Genomic DNA, 18,978 nt, shown 5'->3' on the forward strand with positions numbered 1-18,978 from the left:
GTGTGCACAACTACAATGGCCGCTAACAGCGGAGCACGCCACAGTGGCTGCTACTATAAGTGATATGTCAACTGCTTTCGAACCTGATACCCGTGAATATGATCGCATGATCAGCGGCGAACTGTACATCGCTCAAGATGCTCACCTCGCAGAGCTCAGCCGCAAGAAACGTAGGCTGATCCAGGCGATCAACACTTCCCCCTACGATGCTTTCAGCGAGCGAGATCAGATGTTCCATGAACTGTTCGGTGCTTTTGGGGAAAACTCGTTCATCGACCCGCCGTTCTACAGCGACTACGGTTGCAATACGTTCATCGGAAGCAACATGTATGCGAACATGGACTGCATGTTCCTCGACGTTGCGCCGATCACCATTGGAGACAATGTGTTCTTCGGTCCGCGCGTGGGCCTGTATACGCCATACCATCCGATTGACGCGCAGGCGCGCAACGAGCAGCTCGAAGGTGGCAAGCCCATCGTCATCGGCAACGACGTGTGGTTCGGCGGCAACGTGGTCGTATGCCCGGGTGTCACCATCGGCGATGACGTGGTTATCGGCGCAGGCTCCGTGGTGACGAAAGACATTCCTTCGCACAGCATCGCCGTCGGCAATCCGTGCCATGTGATTCGCACTATTGGCAAGAGTGATCGTGACTACTGGCGTGCCAAAGCCGACGAATACCGTGCTTGGCGTGAACAGGCCGAGTAAATTGGAAAATACGCCGGTTAGTTGGAAAATACGTCACTTTTCAGACCAAAATGTGACGTATTTTCCAAATAACGCGCGTGATTTCCGATTAGACATAACGTGACGGCGATACCTGCGATAGGTTGAATTCCACATATTCACAAGCACGCATATGTGCATACTGATCGCTGCAATCCTTGGTAGAATGACGTGGTGGATATGAAGCGAACAGCATTGATCATAGTGGACGTTCAGCCGACGTTCTGCGAAGGTGGGGAACTGGCCGTGGAAGGCGGCAACGCAACGGCGCGCGCCATTCAAGATTTCGTGATGCGTAACCGGGGCGATTACCAACTGATAGTCACCACGCAGGATTGGCATATCGAGCCTGGGAATCATTGGGCTGAGCAACCTGATTTCGTGGATACTTGGCCACGTCACGGAGTCGCAGGAACGCCGAATGCAGCATTGCATCCAGCGATTGCGAGTCTGAATATAGGGCATCATGTGAAAAGGGGCAGTACAGCGCCGCGTATTCAGGCTTCGAGGGCATTGAAGACAACGGTGACCGGTTGCAGACACCCGAGGAGGTCGAACAGGCTCTGGTAGAAGGCCGCACACTCAACCGACTTCTGCAAAACCACGGCATCACCGACGTTGACATTGTTGGCATTGCGTTATCTCATTGCGTGCGAGACACCGCGCTCGATGCAAAGCAACGCGGCTTTGCCGTTCGAGTGCTGCGCGATTTGACCGTGCCGGTGAGTGCCGAATTGGGCGAGCAGGCGGTTAACCGTATGCGTGCCGTCGGCATCGATGTAGTCGATGTGACGGAAGGGGAATAACCATGTCGATCAATGCGAGCGAAAAGCCGCTGTCGAAAGTGTTCACGTCGGACTACCGTTTTGCGATTCCGTCGTTCCAGCGCTCGTACAGTTGGCATCCTGAGCAGATGCGCCAGCTGATCAACGATGTGATCGACGCGTGCGCCGTGCAAGACAGCTCATATTTTCTCGGTTCGCTTATTCTGGTGCGCGACGAGCATGGCATCCATCAGGTGATCGACGGGCAGCAACGCCTGGTGTCGCTCTCGATTCTGTTCTCCGTGCTGCTCGCCCTGGAAGATGACTCGCAGCTGGCGCACAGTCTCGAGGGACTGCTCGTTGAATCCGGCGACAAACTACGCGGCATAGAAACCGAGCCGCGACTGCGCTTGCGCGAACAGGACGAGGAGTTCTTCCGCGAATACGTGCAGCAAGGCGATTTGGAGGCATTGTTCGATCTGCGAGAGAACGACATTCAAACGCAGGCACAGCGCAACATTCGCGACAATGCACAATGTGCATACGATATTCTCGCGTCGATGAAAGTCGAAGAGCGCCGCGTATTCGCGTCATATCTAGTCAACAACGTGTTCTTCGTGATCGTGACGACCGGTGATATCTCCGGCGCCTATCGCATCTTCGACGTGATGAACATGCGCGGCATGCCGCTCACCCCGTCCGACGTGTTCAAAGCCAAAGTGGTCTCCGGCATCTCCCCGGCGGCACGTGACGCCTACGCACGCTATTGGGACGACATCATGGAGCCGATGGGAGACGACAACGCGCGCATCGAAGCGTTCTTCGCCGACCTCGACCTCATCTACACGAAGACGCCACTGTGCGAATCGCTGATCGCCGACTTCACCGATCACGTGCTCGACAAATACATACGAAAAGACAAAGGCATCGACTTCATCGATGACGTGCTGCGCCCATACGCCATCTGCGCCGACATCATCGACAGGCCGGGGGAGAGCCTGTTGCCGGACGACATCGCCGACCTGCTCATCGGCTTGAACGACTACCCGTCAACCGACTGGAAGCCGGTGGCGATGTGGATTCTGACGCATTCACTGAACGGTCTCGACGACCCAGACACCGTGGTTACGCGCACCCAACTGAACAATGGAGGTGACGCAAGCCGCGCGGTTCGATTGCACGACGCGAGCCGTCTTCGTGAGGTATTGCAGGCGCTCGACCGCGTGACCGGCATCGATTGTTTGAATGGCAAAAGCATGCTCGAACGACGCACTCGCGCGGCGACGATCATACGCGACCTCAGCAAGAACATGCCATTGCAGCGCATCGCCGGATTCCACGTGGACGGCGACGAGCAACGGCTCGCAATGCTGCACTTGCGCGGCGAGCTCTCCATTGATGACAACATGAAACGATTGTTGCTCATCCGCGCGAACGAACAGCTCGCCGGTGGGCGGATCACACGCCCGCGCTCGCTGCGCGCGGTGCCTCTGATTCCAGAACATGTGCCGGCAGACAGTGAGTTCGCCTCATGGCCGGCGGGGCAGTGCGATTACTGGGCAGAGCGCATCGGCAACTTCGTGCTGACGCAGGCCACGAAGAAGTCCGTGGACGAGTTCAGCGGGTTCAACGAACGCCGCGCCCGCATCCTGAGGAGTTCAAGCTCACGGCAGTTCCCGCTGACGCGCACGCTGGGGGACTTGGAACGGCTCACCCCACAGTTCCTGCAACTGCGGCAGAACCAGATCGTCGAACTGATCGCGCAATCATGGCATATCAGTTACGATGACGTGATGATCGACTCTGTGGCACCAGAGGAGGCGGAACGTCAGGCACGCGAAGCCGAACACCGCAGCCGCCGCACATCGAAACGCGTGGGCATCGGGCAGGTGGTGCGCGCCGGCCTGCTCAACGTGGGCGACGTGTTCGTATGGAACCGCCCGCGCAAGCACGAGGTGCTGAAAGTCACCGTCACCGAGAACGGATTGCGTGGCGAAGATGGCACCGAATACGCGACACCGACCGCCGCGGCACGCGGCGTGGGAGGCGTGAGCAGCGCCAGCCTGAACGTGTGGAAACGCGAATCGGACGGCCGCGCATTGAGCGACATCTGGAAGACCTACCGCGTCTCCATGTGATTCTTTGCACCGCAAGTACTGCACGGTATCACACGCAGTGGGCGTATGGCATGCGGGATAACCCGCACGCCATACGCCCACTTTTGATTCTAAGAAAGCGAATTGCTTGAATTCGCCAGTTTACGCTTCGGCGAGCTGCGTGGTGGCGCTCGCCTGCAGATTCGGACGGCTGCGGCGCAGCTTCGAGAAGGCGAGTCCCAGGCAGATGAACGCGATGCCGAACAGCAGCACGAGGCCATTGTTGGCAAGCCATGCGCCAGCATCAACGGCGTTGCTTGCACCGCCGGCCGCGGTGATGGACTGGCAGTACCACCAGCCGGGCAGGAGCTTGCCGATCATGATCATGATCCTGGGCATCATGTCGATGGGGAAGGCCATGCCCGATGTGAACATGACGAGCAGACCGAACACATTGGCGATCGCATTGACCGCAACGGCGTTGACGGCGAGCATGCTCACCATGAAGCCGCTGGCCACGGCAACGAGTGCATACAGAACCAGAGATCCGGCGCACATCGCCACCGAAGCCGGGGCAAGACCGCTTACAGGCAGTCCGGCCAAAGCCGGCAATGCGAGCGAAATCGCCAGATACACCAGTGCGATGACCACGGCGAACACGCCACAGGCGGCGAACTGTTGGAGCATCATCGACCCCGAGCGTTGCGGGGCGGCATACAGGCGGCGGCGCACATTCGCGTCGGCGAACGAGTTCATCGTCAACGCGGTGACGACCAGCATGGCGGCGAGCAGCGGGTAGACGCCCATCTTCACGGAGGTGACGAATGCGACGCGTGCGGATTCCTGCGCATCGGTGGCGCTGTGCGGGTCGTCGGCGACGCTGATTGTCGGATATGAGTTCTCGTTGCCGTCCAGTGCATCGACCACGTGCTGCGCCGCGGTAGTCAGCGAAGTCGCGGTTATTGCGCTGCCGCCGGCGCCATGTTGGGCAAGCGCCTCGGTACGCGTCAGATTCAGGAAGTTGTTCACCTGCAGTTGCGCAAGAGACCCATACGCGCCGGTGAAACTGACCACCGTATCAAGCTCGGGCACATCCGTGCCGTCAGTAATCGTCTGAGCGAAACGGTCGGCGAAGCCTTGCGGCACGATCACGATCAGATCGGTGTAATTCGAGGCCACAGCGGTCTGCAATTCCTCGTCGCTGCCGCCAACGTCCACCAGATCGCAGTCCTTGGCGAGGAACTCGTTCAGGGAACGAACCAGCGCATCGGAATCATCGTCATCGCGGTTCACCACGGAGACTTCCGGGCGTGCGGAAGCGAAGGTCGTGGAATTGTCGGAATGCGCGAGATTCTGGATGATCGACCAGCTCAAACCGAACATCATCAGGCACAGCCAGACGACGTAGATCATGATCATCAGCTTCTTGGAAACCAGGACTTTGAGGGAAGCCTTAAAGGTGCTCATAACGTTGCCTCCTGAGGAACACGGTCGCAAGTGCAAGGGCGATGGCCGACATGATCATGAGAATGCCCACGGTGCGGAAGAACGGGGCGTAGGAATCGTAATAGAGCAGGTCGTAGAACAGGTTGGTGACCTGCTGCGTGGGATTGACCAGAGCCACAGCGGGTGCGTTGCGTTGGATCCAATCGCTCAGCTCCATCGCACCCGAACCGTAGAGGCCGCTGAGCAGCGAGAGACCGCATGAGAGCGCGGTGGTCAGGCCTATCTTCGTGCCGGAGCTGAGCTTGGGCAGAGCGCCGAGCAACGTGCCCAAAGCGTTCGCGGCGAACGAGGCGACGAGCAGTGCAAATATGATGGCTGCCCAGCGACCGCCGAACTGCACGTTGCAGACGAAGCGGATGTACAGCAGCGCCACGAGCAACGCCAGGAACGTGCACAGCCAGCTGGCGAGGAAGCCTCCCATGAGCTGACGGAACTTGGTGAGCGGCGCAAGCGAACGTCTGGCGCCGAGTGCAGACAGATTCGCCTGCGTGGTGCACACGCTCGTCACGGCGAAGCTCATCGCCATCAACGCCGTCATCGCGAGCAATGCGTAGTAGTAGCGTGCGCCTTCGTCCGGCTGGAAATGAGTCAACGAGATCTCATGCGTGAACGAGTCGGTCTGCTGGGTCTCATGCAGGAACGTCGAGTCTCGCAGCAACGCCGGGCCGGTACGCACGATGTCGCCGACCGTCACGTTCTGCCGGTTGAACATGCCGATCGCGCCGTTCAGAATGCTCAGCGACACCGGCAGACCGGCGGAACCCATCGCATCATTCGCGTCGGACACCGTGGAACGGCTGATCGTCATATGCATGAGCCCGTCACCGTCCACGGTGATGTAGCCGCGCACGTCCGCGTTGCCGTTGATCAGTTCGACGGCCTCATCGGTGGTCGGCACCGTGTGCAGCGTGAGCAGGTCATGTAGGTCGGTGCCGCCGGTGTCCGTGGTGTCCGCTGCGCTCTCCGTGCCGGCCGAGCAATCCGCGGTGACGGGATCGCGCTGCATCGCATCGAGCAACTGCCGTGCGCCCGCCGCCTTGCAATAGGAGTCGTCGGCCACGACGGCGAAATCCATCGTCGTGATCGTATAGGTGGCGCTCAGGTTGCCGAACATGCCGAGGAACATCGTGGACAGCAGAATAGGGAAGCAGAACAGCCAGAACAGCGACGACTTCTCACGCAGATTCACACGCATCGCGGTGAGGAACGTGCTCCACATGTCTTCTCCTTTCGTCTCTTTCGTCGTACATCAATGAACTTGCCGTCAGTCGCGCAGTTCGGTGCCGGTCAACGCCAGGAACACATCGTTCAACGTCGGCGTGTGTGAGCTGACGTGCCCGAGCGGCACGTCGAGCGTGCGCAGCGTCTGCAGCACATCGATGAGATTGTGCGCGCCCTGCGTGCACGTGATCTCCAGCATGTCGTCGGCGAAATCGACGTCGATCACCGCCGGCAGCGCGCGCACGGAGTCCAGAACATGCTCGCGCAGCTTGGCATCGGAACCGAGGGTGGGAGCCTCCACGCTGATGCGCTCGCCGACGTCGATCATGCGCTTGAGCTCGTCCGCCGTGCCGAGCGCGATCTGCCTACCATGGTCGATGATCTGGATGCGGTCGCAGATCTGCTCGACCTCCTCCATGTAATGACTCGTATATATGACGGTCGAACCTTGCGCGTTGAGCCTTTGGATGCCTTCGAGAATCGAATTGCGGCTCTGCGGATCCACCGCCACCGTGGGTTCGTCGAAGAAGATGAGCTCCGGCTGGTGCACGATGCCGCACGCGATGTTCAGCCTGCGCAGCAAGCCGCCGGAGAGTTTGCGCGGGCGGTACGTGCGGTAGTCGCCCAATCCGACGAAGTCGATCGCCTCGTTCACCAGCTGCGCGCGGCGTGCGCGTTCCGGCACATACAGCGAGCAGAAATATGTGATGTTCTCCTCGACGGTCAGCTCGTTGAACACCGCTATATCCTGCGGCACAACGCCGATTCGCCGTTTGAGCGCGTAGTTCGTTGGGCTCATGTGCTCGCCGAAGATGCGGATGTCGCCCGAATCGTAGGAGAGCAGGCCGAGAATGCAGTTGATCGCCGTGGTCTTGCCCGAGCCGTTCGGTCCAAGCAGCCCGTAGATCTCTCCGCGGCGAACCTGCATGGTCAGGTAGTCGAGCGCAATGTGCTCTCCGTACCGTTTCACCAGTTCGTCAACGGCGATCGCCGCTGTGGTCTGCGCGTCGGCTGTACGCGCGTTGTTGTGTGCCGTGGTGGTTGCAGTGTTCATACCATCCATCATGCTCACCGCGAACAGCCCGACACGGTGTCCGCGGTCACGACTCTTGCGGAGAGTATGTGACAAATGTCATATTCGAGACGCGCGCCGCAATGCGATGCTGGATATTGGAAACTGGATACAGCTCGATTTTCACGGGAATCGCATGGATTGGAGGGCAGGAGACATGGCCAACATCGCTGCGCATACGCTCATGTTCCTGTCCGCCGTGCTGTTCGCCATCATGTTGGAAGCCGATGTGACCGCAACCATGATCATTGGTCTTCTACTGTTCATCTGTGTGGTTTCGCTGGGCAGGTTCATGACGCTGAGAACATGGGTCGCCGTCTGCTGCGCGCTGTGCTCGGCGAGCGTGGCGGTGCCCGTGTGGATCACGCTGCTGCCCGTGCTCGCCGCCGACATGGGGTACCGTCTGTTTTCCACTGATGTGGGGCGTTCACGCAGACTCACGTTCGTCAGCTTGCCGGTTATCGCCACATTCGCCGTCGCGTTCCGCCGCATAAGCGAACAGGCTGCCCTGACACAGGACTCCACCGCGCATACATTGTGGTCAGTGCCGACGTTCATGTGCCTGGCACTAGTTGTGCTGACCGCGCTCGCCGCACTGGCCGGCGCGACCTACGCCAAGGAACAGGCGGCGTTCCGCCGCTACCGCGCGCTCGCAGATGCTCAGCGTGAGCGATTGAGGCGCTCGCGCTCGCGTATTTCCGACATGGAGGCGGCTCGCAGCGCAGATATGCAACGCGCACGATTGAACGAGCGTACGCGAATCGCTCGCGAGATTCACGACAACGTCGGTCATCTGCTCACACGCGCGATCATGCTGACGAACGCGGACGAAGTGGTGGCGCGCAGCACCGGAGACAACATGCATGCCAAGCAATTCGAAGAGATCGTCGGCGCTCTGGACGAGGCGATGACGATGATCCGCCGTTCCGTGCACGATCTCAAAGACGAAGGCACTGATTTCACGGCGATGATCGAAGACGCCACTTCTGTGACGGGTGACGCGCGCGTACAAGTGCACGTAACCAATGGCATTACGCAGCCGCCTTCCAATGTGGCACACTGCTTCGCTGCGGTGGTTCGCGAGGCGTTGACGAACACCATGCGTCACAGCAACGCCACGCAAGTGAATGTCAAGCTGGTTGATCTTCCCGGACTCTGGCAGTTGATCGTGCAAGATAACGGTGGGGTGATCAAGCGAAATGCACGACATACTGCGCAGATGCGAGGTATTGGTTTGACTGATATTGAGGAGCGAGCGCGCGTATTGAACGGCTCCGCCGTATGCGGTCCGTATGGTGCCGGGTGGCGAGTATTCGTGTCGGTTCCGAAGGAGTCACGGAATACAAACCGCGTTCATGAGCAGATTTTGTGATGCAGGGCATGACAGGAGATTGATATGAAAGTGGCGATTGTGGATGACGATCCGATCGTCTGCTCGTCGTTGGGCACTATTCTGACGGCCACGGGCACCGCTGAGGTGATCTGGACCGCCCACGACGGTGAGACCGCCGTCGCCGAATACGAGCGGCACGAACCGGACGTGCTGCTCATCGACGTGCAGATGCCCGGCATGGATGGTCTGGAAGCGAGTTCAAGGATTCTTCATGCGCATCCGCAGGCCCGCATTTTGATTCTCACCACCTTCGCCGACCCCGACTACATCCGCCGTTCAATCGAACTGCATACGCGCGGATACCTGATCAAACAGGACGTCGCGTCGGTGATCCCCGCGGTGCAAGCGGTGATGGCAGGCCAAGTGGTGCTTGGTGCCGAAGTGCTGCAGAACCTGCCGTTGTCCGGTGATGCCGGTCAGCCTGTTGGGAGTGCTGGTAGCGCGCCGGTGGAGGAGAATCCTCGGTTCTCGTCTCTGACCGACCGCGAACGCGAGATCATGGCATTGGTCGCCGAGGGCTGCGACAACCGCCAGATCGCCCGCGAGCTGTTTTTGAGCGAGGGCACGGTGCGTAACCGCATCAGTGACATCCTGGCGAAAACGAACATCCCAAACCGCACGAAGCTGGCGGTCGAGTGGCTCTCCTGCCACTAACCTCCCCTTAATTTTGCTGGCGGGGATATAAAACGCTCAGGGAACCAAGTATCTCAAGCCGATTTTCGTTGGAAAATGACCGTTTTCTAAATCGGTATACATGCACATAGAGGAGTTTTATATCTCCACCAGCAAATTGGGGTGACGCCAACGCGTTGGCGTCACCCCAATTTCGTATAAGAGCTGGTCTAATGGCTTATGCGACGTACATTGACGCAGGGTAGGCGAGGTAGCTGATCTCGTCGAGCTGGTCGACCGTCACATAGCCGGCTGGAGCGTTCAGCACATCCGGGATGCGGTTGATGATCGTGGCGCAGGTGTGCTCCACCGTCGCAGGCTTGACCACATGGAACTCGGTGTCGGGTTCGCCGCTGATCTTCCAGTCGCACATGTCGCCATCGTCAGGGCCGTACACCTTGCCGATGCACGCGGTTTCGAGCACTGGACCCTGCATCGTCTCGGTGGTTACCACTGCGGACATGCCGATGCACTTGCCGGCTGGAATCGTTTCGCCCATCGTCTCGCTGTACACGTCCACGTCGCTGAAATACGGCACGGCCTTCTGCGTCTGCGACTTGATTGTGAGTCCCAGCTTCTGCGCCAAGGACTCATTGGAATTCCACACATACGACGGCACGATCTCCTCGGGGTGGGCGAGTTCCTTCTCGAACTCCTCGGCGGTCAGACCCACGCCGTGCGCCTTGGCGAGCGCCAAGCCGTAATCCTCCACGTTGTAGCTGACGGCGCCGGTGATCTTGTCAATCGACTCGCAGCCACCGGCCACCTGGGCCACCATGTTGATCCAGAAGATGTCTTGCATGCCGGAGCCGACGATGGTGGCGCCATGCTCCTTGGCGAGACGGTCGAGCCTGTTCGTGGCGGCCGGATCGGTGGTCCACGGGTAGATGGCTTCCTCACAGGTGGTGATGACGCTCACGCCGTGCTTGAGGCACAGTTCGCACATCGGCTCGATCTCGTTGACGAAGCTGAACAGCGTCACGACGGCGATGTCGGCATCGCAGGAGTCGAGCACGGCCTCGGCGTCGCTGCTGATCTTCACGTTGAGCGGCCCGATGCCGGCGAATTCGCCGATATCCATGCCCACCACGTCCGGGTTGACGTCGATGGCGCCCACGATCTGAATGCCTTTGCTGTGCATGTAGCGAACGGTGTATTTCGCCATCTTGCCGCATCCGAATTGAATGGCTTTGATTGGTTCCATGAATACTCCTTTGTGAGCGGTATGGATGTTGATTCACATTGCGTGTGCCGTTGCCTCGTTGCAGGGGCGGGACGCATACCCTTACTATATCCGTTTTGAAATCCGCGTCCATCGTATTCACATAACATCCACGAATGGTGGGCAAAGTAAGCGTTCGTTCGATAGGACAATGGTAGATTGCGCGGAATAGCGCCAATATCGCCGGTGTTGAATGGCATGTGAGCGTCAGAATAGGCATGTCAGCGGGCTCTCAGCTGGTTTTCAGCGAAGATTATGCATATGGTATGTCTACGCTGTCTATAATGCTCTAGGAAACGTACTACGAAAAAGGACACATTATGACTTTCGGTCAGCAGCCTCAGGGATATAACGGCGCGCCATATGGTCAATATCAAAGCGCCGTGAACGTTCAGCCCACGCAGGTGTATGAGCGTGCGGAACATGTTTCGGTCACCCGCGCATACGGTGAGATGACGCTCGGCTTGGTCATCACCGCCGTCGTCGCGATCCTCACGCAAGTGAGCGGCTTCTACATCAGCTTCCTGCGCGCCACCGGCGGCATGGGTATGTGGATTCTCGCGATCGTGCAGATCGGCCTCGCCATCTATCTCGGCGTGCGCGTCATGAACATGTCGACCACCGCGGCACGCGTCTGCTTCTATGTATACGCGGCGTTGATGGGCGTGACGCTCAGCACTATCTTCCTCGCATACGATCTGGGCACCATCGGCATCGCCTTCTTGGTGAGCGCCGGCTTCTACTTCGCGTTGACGATGTTCGGTTTGACCACCAAGGGCGACATGCTCAAGGCTGGTCCGATTCTGATGATCGCGCTTATTGTGCTGATTATCGCCGAAGTCGTCATGATGTTCGTGGCTCCGACCAACACGGCGCTCAAAGTGGTGACCGCGATCGGCATCATCCTGTTCGCCGGCTTGACGATCTACGATGCTCAGTTCACGAAGAAGGCGTTCGCCGCCTATGCTTCGCAGGGGCCGGAGATGATCGAGAAGATCTCCATTCTGTGCGCACTGAACCTGTATCTCGACTTCGTGAACATCTTCCTGTATGTTCTGCAGGCGTTCGGTTTGAGCAGAGACTGAGTTTTCGGAATATAGCTCGAAGTAATTCGTGAGAACGAAAGGGCTCGCATCCGCGCGGATGCGAGCCCTTTCGCATGTTCGATTAGCTCACTACTTGTCGCGAATAGGCGAATCCTGCGTGGCAGTAGGTGCTTCGCCTCCGTGCGGAGCACCGTTGATGTCGCGGTGGATCGTCTGCATCTGCGTCTCCACGTTTTGCAGCGAGCGCGCGCAATCAAGCAATGTCTGTGAATGCTCGGCGAGCTTGGCGTCGGGCAGGTCGGTTTTGTAGCGCAACGCGTGCTCGAGGCTCGCCCAGTAATCCATCGCGATCGTGCGGAACTGCACTTCGACCGGCGTGTAATACGCGCCGCTCGACAGGAACACCGGCACCGAGTAGATCACGTGCAGTGAGCGGTACCCGTTTGCTTCGGATTCTTGATATAGTCCTTGACTCGCAATACCTGAATATCTGACTGTCCGGAAAGATAGTTCGCCACCGAATACACGTCGTCGCGGTAATTGCAGATCACACGAATGCCGGCAATGTCGAACAGATTATTGCGAATGGCGTCGATCGTGTGCGGAAGTTCGCGGCGGTCGAGCTTGCCGAGAATCGAGTCGATCGACTTCAGGCGGCGTTCCATGTGATGAATGGGATTGTGCGAGAACCGCACTTGAAACTCGGAGTCGAGAATCTCGAGTTTCGTGCTGATCTCGTACATCGCTCCCTCATAGACCTGCATCTGGTTGATGAAGTCGGCGATGAAGTCGACGTCATCCTCCGACATCGACATGAGATTGTTTACCTGATCGTCCGCGGCGAGTCGCACACGGATCTCCGATGTGTTCAATCGTTTCTGTCTGTCAAGTATCACATCACCGATTCTAGTAGCGTAGCTGAAAAAGAGGTGTGTGCGAGCTGCGTGCCGTGCTGTGCGCCGGTTCGGTTAGCATATTGCGGTATGAACGAAGACATGATGACCCGTGAGGAACGGTTGACGAACACGCAGGAGAGTGGGGGAAGCGAACAGCGGGGCAAAGGACTCTATTATGTGCACACGCTGGGTTGCCAGATGAACGTGCACGATTCCGAACGCATCGCCGGCATCATGGAGGCGAACGGCTACAAACCGGCGAGTGAGGAGCAGTTCGAGAACCAGGATGTCGACGTGGTCATCATGAACACGTGCGCGGTGCGCGAGAACGCCACCGAACGCATGTATGGCACGATCGGCCGGTGGAAGCGTTTCAAATACAAGAATCCGAACGCGCAGATCGCCATCGGCGGCTGCATGGCGCAGCTTGATCGCGAACGCATCGCGAAGAAGACGCCGTGGGTCGACGCCGTGTTCGGCACGAAGAACATCGAGGACCTGCCGGCATTGCTCGAACAGGCGCGTGGCAGCAAACGCACACAGGTCAGGGTGAACGATGATCTGGAGATGTTCCCGAGCCAGCTTCCCGCGCATCGCGCGTCGAAACATTCGGCGTGGGTGGCGATTTCGATGGGGTGCAACAACACGTGTACGTTCTGCATCGTGCCCACCACGCGCGGCAAGGAGCATGACCGCAGACCGGGAGACGTGCTCGCCGAGATCCGCTCGGTGGTGAGCGGCGGTGTCAAAGAGGTGACGCTGCTTGGCCAGAACGTGAACTCCTACGGCTACGCGATGGGCGACCGCTACGCGTTCTCGAAACTGCTGCGTGCCTGCGGTGACATCGAGGGATTGGAACGCGTGCGGTTCACGTCGCCGCATCCGGCGGCGTTCACCGATGATGTGATCGCGGCGATGGCCGAGACGCCGAACGTGATGCACCAGCTGCATTTCCCGCTGCAATCCGGTTCCGATCGCATTCTGCGCGCAATGCGCCGCTCATACCGTTCGAGCAAATTCCTCAATATTCTGGGCAAGATACGCGAGGCGATGCCGGACGCGCAGATTTCCACCGACATCATCGTCGGCTTCCCCGGCGAGACCGAGGAAGATTTTCAGGAGACGTTGCGAGTGGTGGAGGAGGCACGGTTCGCGTCGGCGTTCACGTTCATCTATTCGCCGAGACCGGGCACACCGGCCGCCGCCATGGAGCAGGTGCCCTACGAAGTGGCGCTCGACCGGCTCGAACGATTGCTCGCCGTGCAGGAACGCATCACCGAAGAGATCCTCTCCGGCTTCGAAGGGCGCGATGTCGAAGTGATGATCACCGGCACCGCCGGGCGTAAAGACGATGAGACGCATCGCTACACCGGGCGTGAGAAGACCGGCGTGCTCGTGCACGTCGGCGTGCCGGAGGGAATGCCGGCACCGCAGATCGGTGATTTCGTGACGGCCACCGTCACCCACGCCGGCAAGCACAATCTGATCGCCGATCCAGATCCGAGCAAGGGGCAGACCTATGCCATCCGCACAGCCTGACATGGAACTGTCGCAGCAGCCGAAACAGCAGGGGCGCCAACCGCGCGTGATCTCCATCGTAGGCCCGACCGCATCCGGAAAACCGGTTTGGGTATCGCGATCGCACGCCGTCTCGCCGAACGCGGTGAAACGGCGCATATCGTGAACGCCGACGCCTACCAGATGTACAAGGGAATGGACATCGGCACGGCAAAAGCCAGCGCGCAGGAGCAGGCGGCCGTGCCACACCATCTGCTCGACGTGATCGAGCGTCCGACACGATGTCGGTCGCAAGATTCCAGCACATGGCTCGAGAATGCATCGCCGAACTGCAGGCAGAAGGCATTCGTCCGATTCTCGTAGGCGGGTCGGGGCTGTATGCGCGTGCGGCCATCGACGACATCTCGTTCCCGGGGACCGACCCCGACGTGCGCGCTCGTCTGGAGGAACGCGAAAGGGTTGAAGGTTCGGGTGTGCTGTTCGCCGAGCTGCGTGGCAAAGACCCACAGGCGGCCGCTCATATGGATCCGCACAATCCACGCCGCATCATTCGTGCGTTGGAAGTGATCGAAGTGACCGGACAGCCGTATTCTGCCACTTTGCCGCAATACCGCTATGTGATTCCCTCGGTGCAGATCGGGCTCGACCTTGATCGCGTCGATCTTGACCAGCGCATCGACCTGCGCACCAAGCAGATGTTCGATCAGGGTTTCGTCGACGAAGTGGAGCGCCTGCGCCCACACCTCGGTGTGACGGCGGCGCGAGCCCTGGGCTACCAACAGGTCATCGACTATCTGGATGGCTTATGCGATCTGGACGATGCCATGGCGGCCGTCGCACAGAAAACCAAGCGGCTTGCCCGCAAGCAGATGGGTTGGTTCGGCAGGGATCCGCGCATCCACTGGCTGTCCGCACTGAACCCCGATCTGGTCGACAATGCGATGGCGGTCATCGACAACGCCGACGCCGGCGCATACGATGCGATCGACATGCATGCCCAGGAATACGTGCAACACCATCTCGGAGACATCAACCCGTCCTAAACGCATAGACGCACGTCGATGCGCGGTTGCGTGACGAGCTGATACTCAGGAATGGTGTGGGGTAGAATCTGAAGACGTTATGGCACAATCATCCTCCAAATCGAAGTCACGTTCAGCCCGTTCAGCCTCATCTTCCGGCGCGGGCTCATCTGCGCGTTCCTCGCAAACCTCAACCGGTTCGGCAAAAGCATCCGAGCAGAATGTTGAACCGTTCTGGCACAAGGCGTTGCTGGCCATTCCACGCGCCTTCGGATCCGCTGTGCGCAAGGTGAGTGTCGGAGAATACGATCCGGCGTACCGTCGCGATGGCCTGTGCTTCGTGATGATCGTGCTCGCCATCTTCTTCTGCGGTTCCGAATGGTTCCGCGTCGACGGAGCATTAGGTCGCGCCCTGCACTCGTTCGCATCGGCGCTGTTCGGCGTGATGAGCGTCGTTGTGCCCGTGCTGCTCATCGTGTTGGCGATACGACTCATGCGCAATTCCGGCAAGGAATCAGGCAACACCAGTGTCATCGCCGGTTTCGTCATGCTGCTGTGGTCGATCTGCTCGATCATCGACGTCGTGATGGCGGCAGACACGAAGGAGTTCTCATGGCAGAACCTGCAACATGCGGGCGGTCTGCTCGGTTTCGTGATCGGCTCGCCGTTGGCTTGGGGGCTTTCGCAGACATTCGCGATCATCGTATTCGTGGTGGCCGCGCTGTTCTCCATCCTGCTCATCACGCGCACGCATGTCACTGAAATACCCGACAAGCTGAGGGAACTGGGCGGGCGAGAACCTCGCAGCGTCTCCAGCGATGGCGCGGAGCAATCCGAGCAGTTCCCGAACGAAGTGCGCGTGGGCGACGACACCTTGGCGTTCGCGGACGGCGTGCCATCGCACGACGGTAGCGATGAAGATGAAGCTCCACGCAAGGAAAGCCTGTCCTCCCGACTCTTCAAGCGTCGCAAACCGCAAGGCGACGACGATGGCAAACTCGACCAATACGCCGGTGACGAAGCGTTCCTCAAAGCCGCCAGCCGTCACGGTGAGGCCGCCGAAACCAATCTGGGCAACGGCGCCCGCAGCGTGAGCAGCGGTGGCGCCTACAACGACGACATGACGCGTAGCATCGATTCGGGAACATGGAACGCCCAGCCCGCGCCATCCGGTTCGACGGTGCCGATGCCATCGGGCAACATGCCCGCCGTGTCGCAGCGCACCGACCCGTGGGCGCATATGGATAGCGACGGCGAAACGATGGTCGTTTCCACGCAGACCGGCGAGATCCTCGATCAGGCGCCGGGTGCCCAAGCGGCGGCCGACCAGGCGACTGAAGCGATGGTGCCCGTCGCCGGTGGCACGATGGACGATCTCACAGCCCCGAACGCGCAAGCCGACTCCAATGCGCCATACCAGCTTCCCGACCTCAACCTGTTGATGAAGGGCAAGCCCCACGCGGCGCACACGCAGGCCAACGACAACGTGATCCATGCCTTGACCTCCACGTTCCAGCAATTCAACGTCGACGCCAAAGTCGTCGGCTTCCTGCGTGGCCCATCAGTGACCCAATACGAGGTGGAACTGGGTCCCGGCGTCAAGGTTGAGAAGGTCACGAACCTGCAGAAGAACATCGCCTATGCGGTGGCCAGCTCCGACGTGCGCATCCTGTCGCCGATCCCCGGCAAATCGGCTATCGGCATTGAGATCCCGAACATCGACCGTGAGATCGTGCACTTGGGAGACGTGCTGCGCTCCGATAAGGCGGTGCAGGACCCGAATCCTATGCTCGCCGGCGTCGGCAAAGACGTCGAAGGCCACTTCGTCACCGCCGACTTGACGAAGATGCCGCATTTGCTGGTTGCAGGTGCCACTGGCTCCGGTAAGTCGAGTTTCATCAATTCGATGCTCACGTCGATCATCATGCGCGCCACCCCAGATCAGGTTCGCATGATCATGGTCGACCCGAAACGTGTGGAACTCTCCGCATACGCCGGCATACCGCATCTGCTCACACCGATCATCACCGATCCGAAGAAGGCCTCCCAAGCGTTGGAATGGGTGGTCAAAGAGATGGATGCGCGCTACAGCGACCTCGAGTTCTTCGGCTTCCGCCACGTCAAAGACTTCAACGAAGCCGTGCGTGCAGGCAAAGTGCATGCACCTGCGGGTTCCAACCGCAAGGTCGCCCCATACCCATACCTGCTCGTCGTCGTCGACGAGATGGCCGATCTGATGATGGTGGCCAAGAACGATGTGGAGAGCTCCATCCAGCGCATCACGCAGCTGGCGCGAGCCGCCGGTGTGCATCTGGTGCTGGCCACGCAACGCCCGTCCGTCGATGTCGTGACCGGCCTCATCAAGGCGAACATTCCGTCACGCTTGGCGTTCGCCACGTCATCGGCCACCGATTCGCGAGTCATCCTCGACACCACTGGTGCCGAAACGTTGATCGGCCAAGGTGACGCGCTGTTCCTACCAATGGGCTCCGCCAAACCGATCCGCGTGCAGGGAGCATGGGTCAACGAATCCGAGATCCGCAAAGCAGTCGACTTCGTGCGTACGCAACGCAAGCCCCACTATCGCGAAGACATCGAACAGATGGCGAACGAGGCCGAGAAGTCGAAGCTCGACCCGACTGAAGACATCGGCGGCGACATGGACGAGCTGTTGCAGGCCGCCGAGCTCGTGGTCAGCAGCCAGTTCGGTTCCACATCGATGCTGCAGCGCAAGCTGCGCGTGGGCTTCGCGAAGGCGGGGCGTCTGATGGACTTGCTGGAATCACGTGGCGTCGTGGGCCCGTCCGAGGGCTCCAAAGCCCGTGAGGTGCTTGTCCAACCGCAGGATCTGCCGCAAGTACTCGCCTTCATCAAAGGTCAGAGCGACTCTCTGACCGGTTCGCCGAGCCAGCAGTCAGCCGCGCACGAGCAGGAATACTAAATACTGGAACCGTTCGAAAGAACATTGCCGAGCCGCTTGCCGGCACGCGAAGTCATGCGTGCCGGCAAGCGGCTCATTTTGGCATAATCAGTCACGGCAGTACGTGCAACAGTTGTGTATGAGCTGCGCATGTTCGCGATTCCGCCACGGGGTTGGACATATCAACGAGTACTGTGAAACACATGGAGACTGAGCAAGCAAGCAAAACATCGATGTGGAGCGAGTGGAATTCACCGCCGAATCTGGTCACCATCGCTCGAATCATTCTCGTTGTCGTTTTTCTGGGCCTGTACATCGCCGCCGGAGCGTGGGGAGCGAACAACATCGGCATGCGGTGGGCGGCCGCCATCGTGTTCATCGTCGCCGCCTCCACCGATAAGATCGACGGCTGGATGGCCCGCAAATACAACCAAGTCACCGAACTCGGTAAGTTACTGGATCCGATAGCCGACAAACTGCTCACATTGGGCGCGCTCATCGTCGCCGCCTGCTTCAATGAGTTCGGCAATCCTTGGATCGGTTGGATCGTCACGATTCTGTATGTCGTACGTGAAGTGGGCATCACGATCATGCGCTTCACCGTGATCGACCATGGCGGCAAGGTGATAGCGGCATCGCAGGCGGGCAAATACAAGACGTTCACCCTGTGCTTTGGCCTTGGCATGCTGATGCTGCCGGTGTGGAGCTTCGTGCCATACGGTGCGCAGCCCGTCTGGCTGAGCATCTATTTCGTCGTTGCCTATGCACTGATCTACTTCTCGCTTATTCTGTGTCTGTACTCCGGCTACGAGTACGTGCACGGTGTACTCGCGAACCGCAAGCGCAGCGGCCACTCGCATAAGAAAGCGTGATTGCCACGACAATTGATAGAGGAGCCCATGT

12 protein-coding genes and 3 pseudogenes are annotated in these 18,978 nt (G+C 59.3%); 10 read left to right on the plus strand and 5 right to left on the minus strand.

From position 1 onward, the window contains the following. Positions 1-64 precede the first annotated feature (64 nt). The 3 genes and pseudogenes from GSD1FS_RS00740 (at position 65) to GSD1FS_RS00750 (ending at position 3,629) form a co-directional block, all read left to right on the plus strand. Positions 65-709 carry a sugar O-acetyltransferase gene (locus GSD1FS_RS00740; RefSeq protein ID WP_155587954.1) on the plus strand — a complete coding sequence of 215 codons (645 nt, stop codon included), beginning with the start codon at positions 65-67 and terminating at the stop codon, positions 707-709. Positions 710-907: 198 nt separating this feature from the next. Further along, a pseudogene (locus GSD1FS_RS00745) lies at positions 908-1,533 on the plus strand (isochorismatase family protein). A 2-nt stretch (positions 1,534-1,535) separates the two neighbouring features. Next, positions 1,536-3,629, plus strand: coding sequence for a GmrSD restriction endonuclease domain-containing protein (locus GSD1FS_RS00750; protein ID WP_155587955.1), 2,094 nt, complete (start codon positions 1,536-1,538; stop codon positions 3,627-3,629). Between the two features lie 120 nt (positions 3,630-3,749). On the opposite strand, the gene GSD1FS_RS00755 is transcribed toward GSD1FS_RS00750, so the two are convergent. Genes GSD1FS_RS00755 through GSD1FS_RS00765 form a run of 3 tightly spaced genes read right to left on the minus strand, consistent with a single transcriptional unit; the run spans position 3,750 to position 7,368 of the window. Beyond that, positions 3,750-5,054 carry an ABC transporter permease gene (locus tag GSD1FS_RS00755; protein WP_246165672.1) on the minus strand — a complete coding sequence of 435 codons (1,305 nt, stop codon included), beginning with the start codon at positions 5,052-5,054 and terminating at the stop codon, positions 3,750-3,752. After that, positions 5,041-6,312: an ABC transporter permease gene (locus tag GSD1FS_RS00760; protein ID WP_155587956.1), complete on the minus strand. Its 1,272-nt coding sequence runs from the start codon at positions 6,310-6,312 to the stop codon at positions 5,041-5,043. Before GSD1FS_RS00760 ends, GSD1FS_RS00755 begins: the two co-directional genes overlap by 14 nt. A 45-nt stretch (positions 6,313-6,357) precedes the next feature. Beyond that, a complete protein-coding gene (locus GSD1FS_RS00765) occupies positions 6,358-7,368 on the minus strand; it encodes an ABC transporter ATP-binding protein (protein ID WP_155587957.1) in 1,011 nt (336 codons plus the stop codon). A gap of 175 nt (positions 7,369-7,543) precedes the next feature. Here GSD1FS_RS00765 and GSD1FS_RS00770 point away from each other — a divergent pair, with 175 nt between their 5' ends. Further along, complete coding sequence (locus tag GSD1FS_RS00770; RefSeq protein ID WP_155587958.1) at positions 7,544-8,758, plus strand: sensor histidine kinase; 1,215 nt, start codon at positions 7,544-7,546, stop codon at positions 8,756-8,758. A gap of 24 nt (positions 8,759-8,782) precedes the next feature. Continuing rightward, positions 8,783-9,433, plus strand: coding sequence for a response regulator transcription factor (locus GSD1FS_RS00775; RefSeq protein ID WP_155587959.1), 651 nt, complete (start codon positions 8,783-8,785; stop codon positions 9,431-9,433). A 196-nt stretch (positions 9,434-9,629) separates the two neighbouring features. Here the strand turns inward: GSD1FS_RS00775 and GSD1FS_RS00780 are convergent, their stop codons facing one another. Continuing rightward, positions 9,630-10,655: an NAD(P)H-dependent amine dehydrogenase family protein gene (locus GSD1FS_RS00780; RefSeq protein ID WP_155587960.1), complete on the minus strand. Its 1,026-nt coding sequence runs from the start codon at positions 10,653-10,655 to the stop codon at positions 9,630-9,632. A 338-nt stretch (positions 10,656-10,993) separates the two neighbouring features. On the opposite strand from GSD1FS_RS00780, the gene GSD1FS_RS00785 reads away from it, so the two are divergent. Continuing rightward, positions 10,994-11,758, plus strand: a complete 765-nt coding sequence (locus GSD1FS_RS00785; protein WP_155587961.1) for a Bax inhibitor-1/YccA family protein — start codon at positions 10,994-10,996, stop codon at positions 11,756-11,758. 90 nt (positions 11,759-11,848) lie between these two features. Here the strand turns inward: GSD1FS_RS00785 and GSD1FS_RS00790 are convergent. After that, positions 11,849-12,534: pseudogene (locus GSD1FS_RS00790) on the minus strand (GTP pyrophosphokinase). 168 nt (positions 12,535-12,702) lie between these two features. Between GSD1FS_RS00790 and miaB the strand changes: the two are divergent. From miaB to pgsA, 4 genes and pseudogenes are all read left to right on the plus strand, one after another. After that, a complete protein-coding gene (gene miaB, locus GSD1FS_RS00795) occupies positions 12,703-14,154 on the plus strand; it encodes a tRNA (N6-isopentenyl adenosine(37)-C2)-methylthiotransferase MiaB (RefSeq protein ID WP_155587962.1) in 1,452 nt (483 codons plus the stop codon). 1 nt (position 14,155) lies between these two features. Next, positions 14,156-15,176 (plus strand): annotated as a pseudogene (gene miaA / locus GSD1FS_RS00800) (tRNA (adenosine(37)-N6)-dimethylallyltransferase MiaA). A gap of 79 nt (positions 15,177-15,255) precedes the next feature. Further along, the gene (locus tag GSD1FS_RS00805; protein ID WP_155587963.1) at positions 15,256-18,096 is read left to right on the plus strand and encodes an FtsK/SpoIIIE family DNA translocase; all 2,841 of its coding nucleotides are present in this window, start codon (positions 15,256-15,258) and stop codon (positions 18,094-18,096) included. 182 nt (positions 18,097-18,278) lie between these two features. Next, on the plus strand, positions 18,279-18,947 hold the full coding sequence (pgsA, locus tag GSD1FS_RS00810; protein WP_155587964.1) for a CDP-diacylglycerol--glycerol-3-phosphate 3-phosphatidyltransferase: 669 nt from the start codon (positions 18,279-18,281) through the stop codon (positions 18,945-18,947). Positions 18,948-18,978: the final 31 nt, after the last annotated feature.

Origin of the sequence: Bifidobacterium canis, from assembly GCF_009727065.1 — a bacterium.
Lineage (GTDB): Bacteria > Actinomycetota > Actinomycetes > Actinomycetales > Bifidobacteriaceae > Bifidobacterium > Bifidobacterium canis.